Source organism: Citrobacter sp. wls716, assembly GCF_005280975.1.
Lineage (GTDB): Bacteria > Pseudomonadota > Gammaproteobacteria > Enterobacterales > Enterobacteriaceae > Citrobacter > Citrobacter youngae.
This window is the reverse complement of record NZ_SZWX01000039.1, coordinates 128185-146000: the sequence shown is the minus strand read 5'-3', so window position 1 is coordinate 146000 and position 17816 is coordinate 128185. Positions and strand designations below refer to the sequence as shown.

The following is a 17816-nucleotide window of genomic DNA, read 5'->3' as shown; positions in this document are numbered from 1 at the left end:
GGAACTATGGCGATTTATACCCGAACGGGCGATGCCGGTACAACAGCTCTCTTTACCGGACAACGCGTGAGTAAAACGCATCCGCGCGTCGAGGCTTACGGTACGCTGGATGAGCTTAATGCAGCGCTTAGCCTGTGCGTTTGCGCGGCGAAAAACCCGCAGCACCGCCAGTTGCTTGAAAATATTCAGCTGCAGCTTTTTTGGTTCAGCGCCGAACTGGCAAGCGAAAGCGAACAGCCAACGCCAGAACAGCGCTACATCAGCTCAGAAGAAATTGCTGCACTGGAAGCCGCCATCGATACCGCGATGGGGAGAGTACCGCCCCTACGCAGCTTTATTTTACCAGGCCGCAGCGAAGCCGCCAGCCGACTACACTTCGCCCGCACACTGGCTCGCCGCGCAGAGCGGCGACTGGTCGAACTCTCCACAGAGATCTCCGTCAGACATGTATTGATGCGTTACATCAATCGCCTGTCCGACTGCTTATATGCGCTTGCACGAGCAGAAGATCATGACGCCCATCAAAGCCACATTATTCAGAAAGTGACGGAGCGCTATCTCGCAGCCATCCGCACATCAGCCACCCAGGAGCCGACTATGTCACTGTCTTTTCAGGAGCTCCACCAACTGACTCGCGCGGCGGTGGCGAGAGCAGAAGAAATTCAGGTTCCGGTCGTCATTTGCATTGTTGATGCGAACGGAACTCAAACGGTGACCTGGCGCATGCCTGACGCATTGCTCGTCAGTAGCGAACTGGCACCGAAAAAAGCCTGGACCGCCGTGGCGATGAAAACCGCCACGCACGAGCTGACATCAGCGGTGCAACCAGGGGCCGCGCTTTACGGTCTGGAAAGCCATATGCAGGGAAAAGTCGTCACCTTCGGTGGCGGGTACGCATTATGGCGAGAGGGTTTACTCCTTGGGGGTCTTGGCATCAGCGGGGGAAGCGTTGAGCAGGATATGGACATTGCAGAAACGGCCATTGCGGCGATTAACGTGAGAACACATCAATGAATACTTCAGAACTTGAAACGCTTATTCGTAACATTTTGAGTGAACAACTCGCCCCGGCAAAAGCAGAAGTTAAGGGTAATGGAATTTTTCCTTCCGTTAACGAAGCAATTGATGCCGCGTATCAGGCTTTTCTGCGTTATCAGCAATGTCCATTGAAAACCCGCAGCGCCATCATCAATGCCCTGCGAGAAGAACTGACGCCTCACCTGGCTTCACTGGCCGCCGAGAGCGCTGCCGAAACAGGAATGGGCAACAAAGAGGATAAATTCCTCAAAAACAAAGCCGCGCTGGACAACACCCCGGGTATCGAGGATCTCACTACCACGGCGCTAACCGGTGACGGTGGCATGGTGTTGTTTGAGTACTCTCCATTTGGTGTGATTGGCTCCGTTGCGCCAAGTACCAACCCGACGGAAACCATCATCAATAACAGCATCAGTATGTTGGCCGCGGGAAACAGCGTTTATTTTAGCCCGCACCCTGGCGCAAAAGCAGTATCACTGAAGCTGATTGCCATGATTGAAGATATAGCCTTCCGCTGCTGCGGGATCCGGAATCTTGTCGCCACGGTCACAGAACCCACTTTTGAGGCTACCCAGCAGATGATGGCACACCCTAAAATCGCAGTTCTGGCGATTACCGGCGGCCCTGGCATTGTTGCTATGGGTATGAAAAGCGGGAAAAAAGTCATTGGCGCAGGTGCAGGAAATCCGCCCTGTATTGTTGATGAAACTGCCGACCTGGTTAAGGCGGCGGAAGATATCATCAACGGCGCATCCTTTGATTACAACCTGCCCTGTATTGCTGAGAAAAGCCTGATTGTTGTCGATGCTGTTGCTGAACGACTGGTCCAACAAATGCAGTCTTTTGGCGCGTTACTTCTGCACAACGAAGACATCAACAAACTGCGCGCCGCCTGTCTGCCTGAAGGCATAGCCAATAAAAAACTGGTTGGAAAGAGTCCAGCAGCCCTGCTTGAAGCTGCGGACATACTGGTTCCGGCAAAAACACCTCGCCTGTTGATTGGCATCGTCAATGCTGACGATCCATGGGTCACCAGCGAACAGTTGATGCCAATGCTGCCCATCGTGAGCGTAAAGGATTTTGACAGTGCACTGGCGTTGGCACTGAAAGTTGAAGAGGGACTGCATCACACTGCCATCATGCATTCACAAAACGTGTCACGTCTGAATCTTGCCGCCCGCACCCTTCAGACCTCAATCTTTGTGAAAAATGGCCCCTCTTACGCCGGTATTGGTGTCGGCGGTGAAGGCTTTACCACCTTTACTATCGCTACTCCAACCGGTGAAGGCACAACGTCAGCGCGAACTTTCGCACGCTCTCGTCGTTGTGTGCTCACCAACGGTTTTTCTATTCGCTAATGGGGCCGTTATGAAAAGCTTTTCACTGCAAACTCGATTGTACAGCGGCCAGGGAAGTCTGGATGTGCTCAAGCGCTTCAAAAATAAGCACATCTGGGTTATCTGCGATGGTTTTCTCGCGCGTTCTCCCTTGATTGAAAAGCTGCGAAATACGCTGCCCGCGGATAATCGCATCAGCATTTTCAGTGATATCACACCCGATCCAACCATTGGTACGGTAGTTCAAGGGATTGCACAAATGCAATCCCTGCAACCGGATGTGGTGATTGGTTTCGGCGGTGGCTCCGCACTTGACGCCGCAAAAGCCATCGTCTGGTTTAGCCGACAGTTCGGTATCGAAATTGAAACCTGTGTCGCGATCCCTACCACCAGCGGTACGGGATCGGAGGTGACCAGCGCCTGCGTGATTAGCGATCCGGACAAAGGCATTAAGTATCCATTATTCAATAATGCGCTTTACCCGGACATGGCCATCCTCGATCCGACGCTGGTCGTCAGCGTACCGCCAGCCATCACTGCGAATACCGGCATGGATGTGTTAACACACGCGCTGGAAGCTTACGTGTCTACGAAGGCCAGCGACTTTACCGACGCACTGGCTGAGAAAGCGGCACAAATCGTCTTCCAGTACCTGCCTGTCGCCGTCAGTAAAGGCGACTGCCTGGCAACCAGAGGAAAAATGCACAACGCGTCAACGCTCGCCGGAATGGCATTTAGTCAGGCTGGACTGGGTATCAATCATGCGATTGCCCATCAGTTGGGCGGCCAGTTTCATCTGCCCCACGGACTCGCCAATGCGCTGCTGCTGACCCATGTCATTCATTTTAATGCCCGCGATCCCCGGGCCGCAAAGCGCTATGCCCGTTTCGCTAAAGCCTGCCACTTATGCCCGGATAACGCGAACGATACGGCGGCGCTGAATGCGCTGATTCATCATATCGAACTACTCAAAGAACAGTGCGCATTGCCTGCATTTATTGATGCACTGAAAGACGAGAAGCATACCTGGTCGCAACGTATACCGTCGATGGTTCAGGCCGCACTGGCTGATGTCACGTTGCAAACCAATCCCCGCGTAGCCGATGCCAGTGCCATTCAGGAACTGCTTGAGGAATTATTATGAAGACAGCCATGACGGCAGAACATGTTCTTTATGACGCACAAATGATACGCGATCGCGTGCGTGCAGCAGGCGTGGTTGGGGCCGGTGGTGCGGGATTTCCTGCACACGTTAAACTCCAGGCGCAGGTTGATACGTTTCTGGTGAACGCCGCAGAATGCGAGCCGATGCTGAAAGTTGACCAGCAATTGATGGCCGTCCAGGCTGAGCGACTTATCCGCGGCGTTCAATACGCTATGACGGCTACCGGCGCCAGTGACGGTATTATTGCGCTCAAAGAGAAATACCAGAAGGCTATCAATGCGTTAACGCCCCTTCTGCCTGCCGGCATCCGCTTACATATTTTACCCGATGTTTATCCGGCTGGTGATGAGGTGCTGACCATCTGGATGGCAACAGGCCGGAGAGTTCCACCTGCTGCGCTGCCAGTCAGCGTCGGCGTGGTGGTCAATAACGTCCAGACCGTGCTCAACATCGCCAGAGCGGTAGAACAACAGTACCCCGTTACCCGTCGTACTCTGACCGTCAACGGTGCGGTCGCCAGACCAATCACCCTCACCGTCCCTGTCGGCATGTCTTTACGCGACGTTTTGGCACTGGCCGGAGGCGCAACCGTTGATGACCCCGGCTTTATTAACGGTGGTCCGATGATGGGCGGCCTGATTACCTCTCTGGATACCCCTGTGAGCAAGACCACCGGAGGCCTGCTGGTTTTGCCTAAGTCTCATGCGTTGATTCAGCGGCGGATGCAGGATGAACGCACCGTGCTTTCCGTCGCGAAAACCGTTTGCGAACAGTGCCGTTTGTGTACGGACTTATGCCCAAGGCACTTGATTGGCCACGAGTTATCACCGCACCTGCTGGTTCGCGCGGTTAATTATCAGCAGGCAGCCACGCCGCAGTTGCTGCTCACGGCCCTGACCTGTTCAGAATGCAATGTCTGTGAAAGTGTGGCTTGTCCGGTAGGGATTTCACCGATGCGCATCAACCGCATGCTTAAACGCGAGCTGCGGGCGCTCAACCATCGATATGAAGGGCCGCTAAATCCTGAGGATGAAATGGCCAAGTACCGGCTGATCCCGGTTAAGCGCCTTATCACCAAACTGGGTCTTAACGACTGGTATCACGACGCGCCACTGGCTGAGACTGATTATCCCACAGATAAAACGACGCTGTTGCTACGCCAGCATATTGGTGCCAGCGCCATTCCATGCGTACAGCAAGGCGAACGCGTTGTTCGCGGTCAATGCGTCGCCGATGTGCCGTCCGGAGCATTAGGCGCACCTGTCCACGCCAGTATTGACGGTATTGTCAGCGAAATTACTGAACAATCCATCACGGTAATAAGAGGTTAATCATGTCTCAGGCTATAGGGATTTTAGAACTCACCAGCATTGCCAAAGGAATGGAAGCTGGTGATGCCATGTTAAAAAGCGCGAATGTGAATTTGCTGGTAAGCAAAACCATCTGCCCGGGAAAATTTCTGCTCATGCTCGGCGGTGACGTAGGTGCAGTTCAGCAGGCGATTACCACCGGCACCTCTCTTGCTGGCGATATGCTCGTTGACAGTCTGGTACTGCCTAACATTCACGCCAGCGTACTTCCTGCGATTAGTGGATTAAACAGCGTGGATCAGCGCCAGGCCGTAGGCATTGTTGAAACATGGAGCGTTGCGGCCTGCATCTGCGCCGCCGACCGTGCGGTTAAAGCCTCCAACGTCACGCTGGTACGCGTCCATATGGCATTTGGTATAGGCGGCAAGTGCTACATGGTTGTCGCAGGCGACGTGTCTGATGTGAATAACGCCGTGACGGTTGCCAGCGAAAGCGCGGGTGAAAAAGGTCTGCTGGTTTATCGCTCGGTCATCCCTCGCCCACATGAAAGCATGTGGCGACAAATGGTGGAAGGATAATGGACAGACAACCGCCGACGGATCGCATGATCCAGGAATACGTACCCGGCAAGCAGGTCACGCTGGCGCACCTTATTGCTAATCCAGGTAAGGATTTATTCAAAAAACTGGGGTTGCAGGATTCAGTCTCGGCCATTGGTATTTTAACCATTACGCCCAGTGAAGCCTCAATTATCGCCTGTGATATCGCCACAAAGTCCGGGGCGGTAGAGATTGGTTTTCTCGATCGTTTTACCGGTGCAGTAGTACTGACGGGCGATGTTTCCGCCGTTGAGTACGCGCTGAAACAGGTAACCAGAACGCTTGGCGAAATGATGCGTTTTACTGCATGCCCTATTACCCGGACGTAACCACATGAAACGCATCATGCTAATTGGCCCCAGCCAGTGCGGTAAAACATCGCTCACACAATGTTTGCGTGGAGAAGCACTTCATTACCAGAAAACTCAGGCGATTGTCTGGTCGCCAACGACAATAGACACGCCGGGTGAATATCTTGAGAACCGCTGCCTGTACAGTGCGCTGCTGGCCAGCGCTTGTGAAGCCGACATTATCGCTCTGGTACTGAATGCCGACGCCCCATGGTCACCTTTTTCTCCAGGTTTTACGGGTCCAATGAACAGACCTGTTATCGGCCTCGTCACCAAAGCCGATTTAGCTAACCCTCAGAAGATTTCACTCATAGAAAGCTGGTTGGTGCAGGCTGGGGCGCAGAACGTGTTTGTCACCAGCGCGCTGGAGAATACCGGGGTCGATGAGATGTTCATTTTTCTGAATGCAAAGGAACCGTCATGTCTCACAAAATAATGGCCATTAACGCGGGGAGCTCCTCGCTTAAGTTTCAGTTACTGGCGATGCCGCAGGGTGAAATGATCTGCCAGGGGCTGATTGAACGCATCGGGATGTCTGACGCGCAGGTCACGCTTAAAACACCCGTACAGAAATGGCGGCAGACGTTACCCGTTGCCGATCACCGTGAAGCAGTAACTCTGTTACTGGAAAAACTGCTTAGCCTGAACATCATCAAAAGTCTGGAAGAGATCGATGGCGTCGGTCATCGCGTCGCACATGGTGGTGAGTCCTTTAAAGACTCAGCCCTCGTCAACGATGAAACACTGGCCGAAATCGAGCGTCTTGCAGAACTGGCACCGCTACATAACCCGGTTAATGCGCTGGGGATCGCAGTTTTTCGTCAGTTATTACCCGAAGCACCTGCCGTCGCAGTTTTTGACACTGCTTTTCATCAGACGCTGGCTGAGCCTTCTTTTATTTATCCTCTACCCTGGCGCTATTACTCAGAGCTGGGAATTCGGCGTTACGGTTTTCATGGTACCAGCCACAAATACGTCAGTACCGCGTTGGCTGAAAAGCTGGGCGTCCCGCTCAGCGCACTGCGCGTCGTATGTTGTCATCTTGGTAATGGCAGCAGCATCTGTGCTATCAAGGGCGGAAAATCGGTGAATACCTCAATGGGCTTTACGCCACAGTCTGGCGTGATGATGGGTACGCGCAGCGGAGATATTGACCCGTCAATTTTGCCGTGGATTGCCCTGCGCGAAGGCAAAACACCGCAGCAACTTAACCAGCTCCTCAACAATGAATCAGGATTACTTGGGGTTTCCGGTATCTCATCAGACTATCGTGACGTTGAACGCGCCGCAGACGAAGGCGACTCACAGGCTGCTCTCGCACTTACGCTGTTTGCAGAGCGAATTCGTGCCACAATAGGCAGTTATATTATGCAGATGGGCGGTCTGGATGCTTTGGTATTTACGGGTGGAATTGGTGAAAACTCAGCCCGAGCACGCGCTGCGATTTGCCACAATCTGAATTTCTTAGGTCTGGCTGTTGATGATGAAAAAAATCAGCGCAACGCAACCTTCATTCAAACTGAAACTGCGCTGGTCAAAGTGGCCGTTATAAATACCAATGAAGAGTTGATGATCGCGCAGGATGTTATGCGTATAGCGATATCAGAAACTGTGACATTGGGCATTCCTGCTTAATTCTGCCGCACCGCAAATTGCGGCAAATCATGGTAATAGCGCGATCGCCATGACACTATGCGCCGAGGATTGCTGATCACAAAGGTGAAGACGTGGCTATTGCGCAATGTCCTGCATCGTGCGGGGAACTTATCCAGGGCTGGATTCTGGGCAGTGAGAAGCTGGTCTCCTGCCCGGTTGAATGGTATAGCACCGTTGAGGTCAGTTCGGGTTCACCACAAGTGGATGAACGCCCACTCTCGCGAGCGATGGTTGACCGGTTATTGCAGCACTGGCACTACCCGGCGCATATCAGTCAGGATATTCGTATAGATATCCAGTCAACGATTCCCATTGCGAAAGGAATGGCCAGTAGCACCGCAGATATTGCCGCCACCGCGCTTGCCACCGCTCATTTTCTGGGTCATCAGCTTGATGAACCTACACTGGCACAGCTTTGCGTTTCTCTTGAACCTACCGACAGCACCGTTTTCCACCAGTTAACCCTTTTCGATCATAACGACGCCTCTACGCAAATTCCCTGTGAAGCGCAGCCCCAGCTTGACCTGTTGGTTCTGGAAAGCCCGGAAACATTACGTACCGCAGATTATCACCGCATTCCGCGCCAGCCCGGGTTACAGGCCGGTGCTCCCGCGCTTAAACGCGCATGGGAAAAAGTACAGGAAGCCTGTATTAGCCAAAATCCCTATCGGATGGGGGAGGCCGCCACGCTTAGCGCAATCGCCAGCCAAATGTTGTTGCCAAAACCGGATTTCGATTCGCTATTGGCGCTGGTAGAAGAGTGCGATTTATACGGAGTGAATGTTGCGCACAGCGGCAGCGTGGTGGGTCTGATGCTGGACAGAAAACGTCATGATGTTGATTACATCAAATGGATGCTGGCACAGAAAAAACTGACAACTCACTGGCCTGAGCAGCATTTATTGCGGATGGTAACAGGCGGGGTAAAACTACAGTAGGGGTCGCCGCTTAGCAGCGCCCCCTACTGCCATAAAACGTTACTCTGCTTTCGCTTCGCCGTTTTTCACTTCACCCATGGCTTTCAGCTTTTTAGAGATATCACGACGCTCTTTAGAGATCTCTGCATTCTTGATGATGTAATCATCTACACGATCTTCATAGTCGCTTTTCATGCTGGCGATGATACCCTGGATAGCATCAACGCTCATGCCCGGCTTGATGTAGTCGCTCAGGTTGTCCAGCAACAGGACGCGTTTCTGGTTGTCACGGATCTTTTTCTCAACGTCCTGGATTTCACGTTGCAGTTTGTTTTTACGACGGAACAGACGAACAAATTCCAGCACGTCCTGGAAAGAAGGCTTGGTAGTTTCCATTTTTACACCCCTGATAATGTGAGATTCGGATTCGTTAAAACAACGGCTAAAGTGGGTCAACATTACTTTCATGCCCGCCATACTTCAAGTTGCATCTGCATTGATAATGCATGGCTGAAACCTGAATTATCGAGGGTAAAGCCATTGTAGTTACCAATGGTTTTAGCCTTTTTCAGTATCATACCCTTAATCTTTGCTGAATCGAAGCAGCAGTAGAACCAATCCCCTTATCTGCTCTTTATTTGCGCAGCGCGCGACAAATCAAATGTGAGAGCAATTCCAGTTGCCGTGCCATCTCCATATTCAACCAGACATAGCCATGAATAGGTGTTTCAGCAACATTATCGCCTTTATGCTCAGCGATGAGTTGGCGCAACTCCGCCACGGTGTCATTGAGCTTTTCCGTATTGACAAGTATCGGCTGCGGATTACCTTCATATAGCGCATGAGTGATCGTCAGTAGCGCTTGTTGCGTTCTGAGCTGAGTTTCACGCAAGGTATGCGCGTTCAGCATCACAAAGTGACTGGTACGTGTCGCCCACAGCGCGTTGATTTGCAGCTCAAGCATGCACACCAGGTTGCGGTTAACCGTCTGAATAGCTTCAAAGATGGATTTTTGGATGTGGGTCTCTTTACTGGCAGGAACGATGAGTCCACGCATTTTGACAACGTCACTCAGTAGTTGTTGTAAATGCTTCTCCAGTCGGGGCTGCTCGAGCAAATTGGGGGAGAGCGCGGCCTGATACACCCGATTGTACCCCGTTACACAATGCGCCAGTTGAATACGCCAGTGAATAAATGCCCGCTGCGGCCAGATGCCGGTAAACAGCATCGCCAGTAACGATCCCAGAATCACGTCGCCACCGCGCCACAACGCTGTATTCATGTCACCCGCAGGAGCCCCGACGACGACGGCAAGCGTTATACCAATCAGCAACGCCTGATAGGGTTTTTTACCTAAGGCCAGCCAGCCGCAGAGAAACATCGCTACTGCGCACCATATCAGCATAAGCGGAAGTGACAGGAGTTCGAGACGCAGAGCAACCAGCCCAAGCACCGACCCAAGGATCGTTCCGCCTATACGCTCAAAAGCCCTGGGAACAACGTTACCCCAAAAAGAAATAGGCCCCATAATCACCACCAGCGTGATCAGAGGCCACGTACCTTCAGGAATATCCAGCAGGCGAACCAACAGAAAAGTAAGAAGAAACGCCAGCGCAATGCGAATACCGTGCACTACACGATAATGACGATACAAACGAATTTCAAAAGGACTCAGCGACTTATCGGCACGCACTCATCCACTCCGTCAGGGAATAGCAAAGAACAGAATTGTACCTGCTTTTTTAGTGAAAACATCATCGTTATCACCAGGACTTTCATCCTGATTTACACAAAAAACAGCTACTTCGGCTGTACCGGCACATACATTTCGATGTCCCAGTAACCGTCTTCCATGCCATTATTCATATAAATCTCAAAACAGGGTTTGGCGGCTATCTGGTATGTTGCGTCCTGCAGCAGAAGATTAAAAAATTGATACCATGGCGTCGCAAAGTCATGATTTTCAACACGAGCAACAGCAATAGCATACTCACCACCGGCCAGTTCAGTCAGTATCACACCTTCGCTGTTCTCTGGGATCTCGAAATTCTCTGCGACGGAAACCACAGTATCGCAGCGCAGTTTGTCAGCAGGCACAACATCCGGGTTGTCGTAATAAACGGCGATCCATTCCAGCGGCACTATCTGCTTGTCATCCACCCACATGACTAACTGCTCAAAACCCTGCTTAACCGTTTGCTCCCACGGTCCAACCATATGGAAACCAGCAATCCTGCGTTTATCGACCTGCTTTATCTCGTACTCCATATAACCTCCGTCATTACACTGTATTTATATACAGTGTAATTATTGTATATTACGGCCACAAGGAAATAGTGATTATTATGTGAGCAGTTTCGCACTCTTGCCAGTCAGTAGCATGGGTGAAAAATTACACCTTATGGTGGAAGTAATCGCTCAGACGCGAAAATACGCCGCCTTTACTGACCGATTCCAGGGTGACCAGTGGCCAATGCGCCACCAGCTTATCCCTGTCATAGAGTTCAATTTCCCCCACGCGTTGATGCGCGGCAATAGGCGCTACCAATTCTTTCTTATCAAGAACATATTTTGCTTTGATATTCTGGACTTCAGCCTTAGGAAGCGCCATCCAGAAATCCTGCTCGGTACCGAGGCTAATTTTTTCTTTATCGCCATACCAGATTCGTTCGACGCCGACTTGCTTACCGCTACGCAAAACCTGCACCGTATCAAAATTTTGTTGCCCCCACTGCAGCAGTTTGCGTGCCTGATCCTCGCGCCCTTTCGCGCTCTCGGCTCCCATGACCACGGCAATCAAGCGACGTTGTCCATCAACTGCGGAGGCGATCAGATTAAATCCTGCCCCGGAAGTGTGCCCGGTCTTCAGGCCATCGATGTTCATCGTTTTATCCCACAGCAGCCCGTTACGGTTTTGCTGCGTGATACCATTCCAGGTAAGACTCTTCTCACTGTACATGTGGTAGAACTCAGGTTCCCCGTGAATAATCGCCCGGGACAACACGGCCAGATCGTAGGCCGAGCTATGCTGGCCTGGCGCGTCCAGCCCATGCACCGTTTCGAAATGTGTATCTTTAAGCTTCAGCTTCTCAACGTAACTGTTCATCATCGCGACAAACTGTGGCTGTCCACCCGCGATGTAATCCGCCAGCGCGACGCATGCGTCATTGCCGGAATCAACAATTAAGCCGCGACTTAAATCGCGTACTGACACGCGATCGCCTTCTTTCAGGAACATTAATGATGAGCCTACAAACACCGGATTATCTTTCGCCCATGCGTCACGTCCGACAGTGACGATATCCGTTGGGCTAATGCGATGGCTATCAATCGCGCGATCGACAACATAGCCGGTCATTAACTTGGTCAGGCTGGCGGGGTTGCGTTGCTGGTGTTCATTACCGGCGGTCAGGGTTTGGCCCGTGGTGTAATCCATAAGCACCCACGCGCCAGCATTGATGGCGGGAGGCCGAGGTGCAAAACTGGCGACATCAGTCGCATAAGCGGACGAAAAACTTATCGCGAATAGCGAAGCGGCAATAAACAAACGGCGTTTCAACAGCATGTCCTCATAACCAGGAGAAATAGCCGTTCTTTTTACGGAAGTTCTGCCGAACAAACATGGATAAATTGCAAGAAAATGTGACATAAGGCACATTTTCTTGCTGTTAAAGAAAAAAGTCAGACGGACTTCCCCTGCAAAATACGCGCAGGATTAGCCTTTATGTGATGCTGTTTCTGCATGATGGCTGCGATGACGGTGATAGCCGTCAATCATGCTGCGAAAGATTTGCCCCGGTGTGTCACCCAATGTGCACAGGTAAATATGTGCACAAATGAACAGAATGCCAACAATCGCCAACACCATATGCAGCACCAGCACCACCAGCCCGGCGCCTATAATCTGCGGGTAAAGACAGAGCAACCCGGTAATGATTAACAGCGGAACCAACGCATACATGATGGCCAGATAGGCTAACTGTTGCAGGGGGTTAAATTTATTCTCCGCTGTTGCCGCAAACGGATGTGCCTCACCTTTCATTATCCCATACAGATAAAAACGCGTTTGCAGCAGGCAACGCGTTATCAACCCGCTGAATTGCACACGATAGTGACTACCGTTGCCGCTGGTGGCATTGATCATGACGAAGCCAATCCAGAAAACCAGTAATGCGAATCCACACCAGGTGTGCACCTGCACCATCAGCGCTACCGGTCCGATAGAAAAATGGCCGAACAAACCGCTGAGCAGAAGCAGGATAAAAAGCAGCGCATTTCCCCAGTGCCAACGGCGGACAGCCAATGAGTAGAGATAGTCACGGTGCTCTTCTCCGGCTGCCGTTTTGGGTGCCAGCATTCGACGCAGCAGTGCATGCATCACCAGACCGGCAATCATCAACAGAATGACTACGCCGGCATAAATGAGCCACAGCGGCCAGTAGTCTGGCGCATAGTTAAGCTCTGCTCCCCAGATAGAATTCATACTTTTCCCTCCTGATGAATCTCTTTACGCCGAAAAATACTCACCGCGCCGCTACGCGTATCCTGCTGACGGTAAACCTCTTTTTGAAGAATCCAGTGCTGAATTTCAGGGTCATCACGGCGACCAAACTTCAGCGCATCCGTAGGGCATACGGAAACACAGGCAGGCGATTGTCCAGCGTCCAGACGGGTGTCTGCGCAAAAGTTACATTTATCTGCAATTCCTGTTTGTGGGTTCAGGTAGCGCACATGGAACGGACAGGCAGCTACGCAATAATCACAGCCAATACAGCGGGACTTGTCCACCTGCACAATGCCGTTTTCGTCCCGAAACGAAGCGCCAGTCGGACAGACGCTGACACAAGGCGCATCTTCGCAGTGCTGGCAGGAGACGCGGACAAACTGAAAGTGAGACAGCACCTCAGGTTCGTTTTCCGGTGAGCGGATCTGCACCTGCAGCCGGCTAAAACCTTCTGGCACATCATTCAGAACTTTGCAGGCAACTGTGCACGCCTGACAACCAATACAGCGTTTCTCGTCATGCAGCATGACATACGGATTTGTTGACTGATTCATGATGTTCTCCTTTCTCATGCCCGACGAAGCGTAACGCCAGCGGTATGGACCACTGTGCCGGATACCGGACTGGTTACATGCGGAAGCAGGTTGCCACAGTGGATCCCATGCGTTGTCGCCGCGGTTTTCGCGCCAGCCTTGGCGCCGAATCCCATATAGACGAACAGCGTGTCGGGTCGAATACCGGCAGTGACCAGCGCTTTGCCTTTCTCCTTACCCGTCGCATTTTCAAGCCAGATGTCATCGCCGCTTTTAATCCCTTTTTCTCCAGCCGTTTTCGGGTGGATCCACACCGCGTTATCCCACATCAGTTCGCTGAGTAATGGGACATATTGCGTCGCGCCATTGGTGTGAACTGCGACTTTGCCTTGAATGAAATAGAGTTCATTGTCGGCCTTGAGCGCAAAATTGCGTGCACGCGGAATACCATAGCCCGGCAGGAGAGTTTCCAGTTCTTCGGAATAAAGTTCGATCTTTCCGGATGGGGATTTGAAGCGCAGTTGTTCGCCATACGTACCGTCATTGTCAACGGCCACTGCTCCCGGATACTGCGCAGTAAACTGGCGTACCGATTCAGGCTCACGGAGTAACAGTGGAACGCCCCACTCCCGATACCCTTTCTGGCGCAGTTCAGCAGATAACGCATGGTCACCATTGAGCTGATACAACTGGCGTACTTGCATATCTTGCCACGGATAGTACTGCCCAAGACCCAATTGCTCACCCAGCTCTTTCCAGATTTGCCAGCTTGGGCGCGCATCACCGATAGGCTCAACGACCTGCTGGCGCAGCGCATAGGCCGGATTCAGCCCCGACATATCAGAGACTTCTTCATCGCGTTCGAGATAGGTGCATTCAGGTAACAGGTAATCGGCATAGGCCGCGCTTTCGCTTAAATAGACATCGCAGCTCACCACCAGATCCAACTGCTCAACGGTTTTGACCAGATCCGGCCGACAGGTCACGGTTTGAAAAGGGTTATGCCGGGACATAATCCATCCTTTCACCGGATAAGGCGTCTGGTTTAACACAGCATCGATAATGCTCTGCACCACCCCACCGCCCGCAGCGATGTATTTGAATTGCGGCGCGACCAGGTCAATACGCTGCGCCGTTGGCTTAGGGAGTTTGGCATCCGGTTTCGCCAGCACCGGAGCCACCTTCTCTCCTGCCAGCTTATTGTAGGTTGCAGCGGCTTTTTTCTGGTACATGCCGCCTTCACGCTCAATATTTCCCAGCAGCACGTTGAGGGTGAAAATCATGCGCCGCATGTCGATCTCTTCCTGCGAAAAAGTCGCACGGTGACCAGGGCTGACAATCGCATGGGGGGCGCAGGCCGCCATTTCTCGAGTCACCCGGGTAATGACATCCGCAGGCACGTCGGCCAACTTTTGTGCCCATTCCGGCGTGGCCTCTTGTACTGCCTCTGCCAGTTGGTCAAAACCTGTTGTGTAGCGTTCAACGAATCCCGCGTCATACAATTTTTCAGTAATCATGACGTGGCACATCGCCATCAGCACCGGTAAGTCGCCCCCCGGTTTAATCGCATGCCATTCATCCGCCTTACTGGAAAATACCGACAGCCGGGGGTCGAAGCTGACCATCTTCGCGCCCTTCTCTTGTGCGGTCATCAGTTCATGAGTATCAGCAACCTCAATCCCTTCATACAGGTTATGTCCAAAAGAGACCATATAGCGGGTATTGGCGATATCCATTGCTAAATCCCCACCCATCATCACTTTGGCGGCAATGGCTTTACCTGCTGGACAAGTTGAAGCGTGCGTAAAGGTATTTGGTGAGCCAAAAGCCGTCGCCAAATGAAATAAATGGCCGGAAAGCGAGCCAGATTTAGAGGAGAATACAACGCCCTGCGGCCCATATTGATTTTTTATTGCCGCCATCTTTTCGGCAATTTCTTTATACGCCTGTTGCCAGCTAATGACCTGCCATTCGCCACTGCCACGCGGCCCGGAGCGTTTCATTGGTTTAACAATCCGGTGCGGGTCGTTTATCAGGCTAACACCGCTGCCCCCACGAGCACAAACGCGCGTGCCTTGCTGAGGGGCATTAGGGTTTCCCTGGATAAAAACCGTTTTATTATTAATCACCTGAGCCTGAATTGGACAGCGAAAGGAACACATTTCACACAGACTCGGCGTCAGGGATGTTTTCCCTTTAATACTCTCTGGTGAATTTCGCGCCAGTGCGCCAGGGGGGAAACTGCCTATTGCACAGGCCGAGCAGCCAATACCCACACCCCGCAAAAAATTACGCCGACTAATGCTCATATAACCTCCTGTTATTAGATATATCCAATGATTATATGGCCTTTAAATTATTAATTTTTAACCTTACTCACATTTCATTACAATGAAATTCCGTTAACTGGCAAGAATAAAACTCATTGTTTATAAAAGAGTTTTAAAGTTTCCAGAACACACTACCAAACGTAAAAATAACAATAATAGTTCTCAATTAGCTTATTTATGCACTCACAAAATAACGTTATCTTATTTCATGAAATATCCTTAAAACCCCAAATCTATTAATTCATTTTATTTTAATCACGTTTACCGCAATTTTATTGCGGCCACCGCCGGGCATTGATAATCCCGTTGCTGATTACCGCGCTATTTTTTGGTATTCTTAGATAAGCGCTAAATTGATCCCGGACATAACTGAACAATGAATGACGGCAAGCAGCAACCTGGTTTTCTCTTCCACGATTACGAGACCTTTGGTACCCATCCGGCACTGGACAGACCCGCACAGTTTGCGGCCATCCGCACAGATAGCGATTTCAATATCATTGGCGATCCCGAAGTCTTTTACTGCAAGCCCGCCGACGACTATCTGCCACAACCCGAAGCGGTACTGATAACCGGTATTACGCCGCAAGAAGCACGTGAAAAGGGTGAGAACGAAGCCGCTTTTGCTGCCCGTATCCATGCGCTGTTTACCGTGCCGAAAACGTGTATCCTCGGCTATAACAATGTGCGCTTCGATGATGAAGTGACACGTAATATCCTGTATCGCAATTTTTATGATCCCTACGCCTGGAGCTGGCAGAACGACAATTCTCGCTGGGATTTGCTGGATGTAATGCGCGCCTGCTATGCGCTACGACCGGAAGGGATCAACTGGCCAGAAAACGACGATGGTCTACCCAGTTTCCGCCTTGAGCACCTGACCCGCGCCAACGGTATTGAGCATGCTAATGCCCACGATGCGATGGCAGACGTGTATGCCACCATTGCAATGGCGCAACTCGTAAAGTCACGTCAGCCGCGTCTGTTTGACTATCTCTACAGTCACCGCAATAAACACAAGCTGGCTGCGTTGATTGATGTCCCGCAAATGAAGCCCTTAGTGCATGTATCTGGGATGTTCGGTGCATGGCGAGGTAACACCAGTTGGGTTGCCCCGCTGGCCTGGCATCCGGATAATCGTAATGCGGTTATTATGGTCGACTTAGCGGGTGATATTTCTCCCTTGCTTGAACTGGATAGCGACACCCTGCGCGCACGTCTTTACACCGCCAAAGCCGATCTGGGGGATAACGCAGCGGTGCCGGTTAAACTGGTGCATATCAACAAATGCCCGGTTCTGGCACAGGCTAATACGTTACGTCCGGAAGATGCCGATCGTCTCGGAATTAACCGCCAGCATTGCCTGGATAATCTTAAAGTCCTGCGTGAAAACCCGCAGGTGCGCGATAAAGTGGTGGCTATTTTTGCCGAAGCAGAACCCTTTGCGCCATCGGATAACGTAGATGCGCAGTTATACAACGGTTTTTTCAGCGATGCCGACCGCGCCGCAATGAAGATCGTTCTGGAAACCGAACCTCGAAATTTACCCGCACTGGACATCACTTTTGTCGACAAGCGCATTGAAAAACTGCTGTTTAATTATCGCGCACGCAATTTCCCCGGGACTTTGGATGAGGGAGAGCAGCAACGCTGGCTGGATCATCGTCGTCAGGTATTCACACCGGAGTTTTTGCAAAATTACGCGAATGAATTGCAGATGTTGAGTCAGCAATATGCTGACAATAAAGAGAAGCTGGTGCTACTGAAATCACTCTGGCAGTATGCGCAAGAGATAGTCTGAAGATGAAATGCCCTCCGCCAGACGGCGGAGGGATCCTGGTTACGCTTTCTGCACCGTAATGCTCCAGGCGGCGTCACCCACCTGTTGATAATCAGTAATCACGTGCCCCTCTTCGGCGGCCCATTGCGGGATTGCCTCAGTTGCCTGGGTACAGTCAAATTCGATCACCAGTTCATCACCACTTGCCATTTCAGCCAGTGCCGCTTTTGCTTCAATCAGTGGAAACGGACAAACCTGTGTGACCACATCCAGTCTTTTAATTGCCATCATCAAATC

At 51.6% G+C, this 17816-nt stretch carries 18 protein-coding genes; 10 read left to right on the top strand and 8 right to left on the bottom strand.

The window, feature by feature from the left end:
* Nucleotides 1–6: 6 nt before the first annotated feature.
* The 9 genes from pduO to FDX24_RS15470 all read left to right on the top strand — a co-directional run bounded on the left by pduO (nucleotide 7) and on the right by FDX24_RS15470 (nucleotide 8393).
* Nucleotides 7–1014, top strand: coding sequence for a two-domain cob(I)yrinic acid a,c-diamide adenosyltransferase PduO (gene pduO, locus FDX24_RS15510; protein ID WP_048212001.1), 1008 nt, complete (start codon nucleotides 7–9; stop codon nucleotides 1012–1014).
* Nucleotides 1011–2396: a CoA-acylating propionaldehyde dehydrogenase PduP gene (pduP, locus tag FDX24_RS15505; protein ID WP_137364576.1), complete on the top strand. Its 1386-nt coding sequence runs from the start codon at nucleotides 1011–1013 to the stop codon at nucleotides 2394–2396. The genes pduO and pduP overlap by 4 nt, the downstream gene beginning before the upstream one ends.
* Nucleotides 2397–2406: 10 nt before the next feature.
* Nucleotides 2407–3519, top strand: coding sequence for a 1-propanol dehydrogenase PduQ (locus FDX24_RS15500; protein WP_137364575.1), 1113 nt, complete (start codon nucleotides 2407–2409; stop codon nucleotides 3517–3519).
* Nucleotides 3516–4871, top strand: a complete 1356-nt coding sequence (gene pduS / locus FDX24_RS15495; RefSeq protein WP_121584488.1) for a cobalamin reductase PduS — start codon at nucleotides 3516–3518, stop codon at nucleotides 4869–4871. The genes FDX24_RS15500 and pduS overlap by 4 nt, the downstream gene beginning before the upstream one ends.
* A 2-nt stretch (nucleotides 4872–4873) precedes the next feature.
* Nucleotides 4874–5428 (top strand): propanediol utilization microcompartment protein PduT, encoded by a 555-nt coding sequence (gene pduT, locus FDX24_RS15490; RefSeq protein ID WP_116360219.1) that lies wholly within the window; start codon nucleotides 4874–4876, stop codon nucleotides 5426–5428.
* Nucleotides 5428–5778, top strand: a complete 351-nt coding sequence (gene pduU / locus FDX24_RS15485) for a propanediol utilization microcompartment protein PduU (RefSeq protein WP_048212006.1) — start codon at nucleotides 5428–5430, stop codon at nucleotides 5776–5778. Before pduT ends, pduU begins: the two co-directional genes overlap by 1 nt.
* A gap of 4 nt (nucleotides 5779–5782) precedes the next feature.
* Nucleotides 5783–6235, top strand: coding sequence for a propanediol utilization protein PduV (gene pduV, locus FDX24_RS15480; protein WP_061067705.1), 453 nt, complete (start codon nucleotides 5783–5785; stop codon nucleotides 6233–6235).
* The gene (locus tag FDX24_RS15475; RefSeq protein WP_061067704.1) at nucleotides 6220–7434 is read left to right on the top strand and encodes an acetate/propionate family kinase; all 1215 of its coding nucleotides are present in this window, start codon (nucleotides 6220–6222) and stop codon (nucleotides 7432–7434) included. The genes pduV and FDX24_RS15475 overlap by 16 nt, the downstream gene beginning before the upstream one ends.
* Before the next feature lie 92 nt (nucleotides 7435–7526).
* Nucleotides 7527–8393 (top strand): L-threonine kinase, encoded by an 867-nt coding sequence (locus FDX24_RS15470; RefSeq protein ID WP_101741447.1) that lies wholly within the window; start codon nucleotides 7527–7529, stop codon nucleotides 8391–8393.
* Nucleotides 8394–8432: 39 nt separating this feature from the next.
* Here the strand turns inward: FDX24_RS15470 and FDX24_RS15465 are convergent, their stop codons facing one another.
* The 7 genes from FDX24_RS15465 to phsA form a co-directional block, all read right to left on the bottom strand.
* Nucleotides 8433–8768, bottom strand: coding sequence for a DUF496 family protein (locus FDX24_RS15465; RefSeq protein WP_005128046.1), 336 nt, complete (start codon nucleotides 8766–8768; stop codon nucleotides 8433–8435).
* A gap of 238 nt (nucleotides 8769–9006) precedes the next feature.
* On the bottom strand, nucleotides 9007–10065 hold the full coding sequence (locus FDX24_RS15460) for an FUSC family protein (protein WP_137364574.1): 1059 nt from the start codon (nucleotides 10063–10065) through the stop codon (nucleotides 9007–9009).
* A 107-nt stretch (nucleotides 10066–10172) separates the two neighbouring features.
* A complete protein-coding gene (sbmC, locus tag FDX24_RS15455) occupies nucleotides 10173–10640 on the bottom strand; it encodes a DNA gyrase inhibitor SbmC (RefSeq protein WP_005128054.1) in 468 nt (155 codons plus the stop codon).
* Nucleotides 10641–10764: 124 nt separating this feature from the next.
* Nucleotides 10765–11937 carry a serine-type D-Ala-D-Ala carboxypeptidase DacD gene (gene dacD / locus FDX24_RS15450; RefSeq protein WP_105242165.1) on the bottom strand — a complete coding sequence of 391 codons (1173 nt, stop codon included), beginning with the start codon at nucleotides 11935–11937 and terminating at the stop codon, nucleotides 10765–10767.
* A 150-nt stretch (nucleotides 11938–12087) separates the two neighbouring features.
* Nucleotides 12088–12855, bottom strand: coding sequence for a thiosulfate reductase cytochrome B subunit (phsC, locus tag FDX24_RS15445; RefSeq protein WP_137364573.1), 768 nt, complete (start codon nucleotides 12853–12855; stop codon nucleotides 12088–12090).
* Entirely contained in the window at nucleotides 12852–13430 is a 579-nt protein-coding gene (phsB, locus tag FDX24_RS15440; RefSeq protein ID WP_005128061.1) for a thiosulfate reductase electron transport protein PhsB, read from the bottom strand. Before phsB ends, phsC begins: the two co-directional genes overlap by 4 nt.
* Nucleotides 13431–13444: 14 nt before the next feature.
* On the bottom strand, nucleotides 13445–15718 hold the full coding sequence (phsA, locus tag FDX24_RS15435) for a thiosulfate reductase PhsA (RefSeq protein ID WP_137364572.1): 2274 nt from the start codon (nucleotides 15716–15718) through the stop codon (nucleotides 13445–13447).
* A gap of 397 nt (nucleotides 15719–16115) precedes the next feature.
* Here phsA and sbcB point away from each other — a divergent pair, with 397 nt between their 5' ends.
* Nucleotides 16116–17540: an exodeoxyribonuclease I gene (sbcB, locus tag FDX24_RS15430; RefSeq protein WP_115602234.1), complete on the top strand. Its 1425-nt coding sequence runs from the start codon at nucleotides 16116–16118 to the stop codon at nucleotides 17538–17540.
* A 39-nt stretch (nucleotides 17541–17579) separates the two neighbouring features.
* On the opposite strand, the gene tsuB is transcribed toward sbcB, so the two are convergent.
* The gene (gene tsuB / locus FDX24_RS15425; protein ID WP_048212013.1) at nucleotides 17580–17807 is read right to left on the bottom strand and encodes a thiosulfate utilization sulfurtransferase TsuB/YeeD; all 228 of its coding nucleotides are present in this window, start codon (nucleotides 17805–17807) and stop codon (nucleotides 17580–17582) included.
* Nucleotides 17808–17816 lie beyond the last annotated feature (9 nt).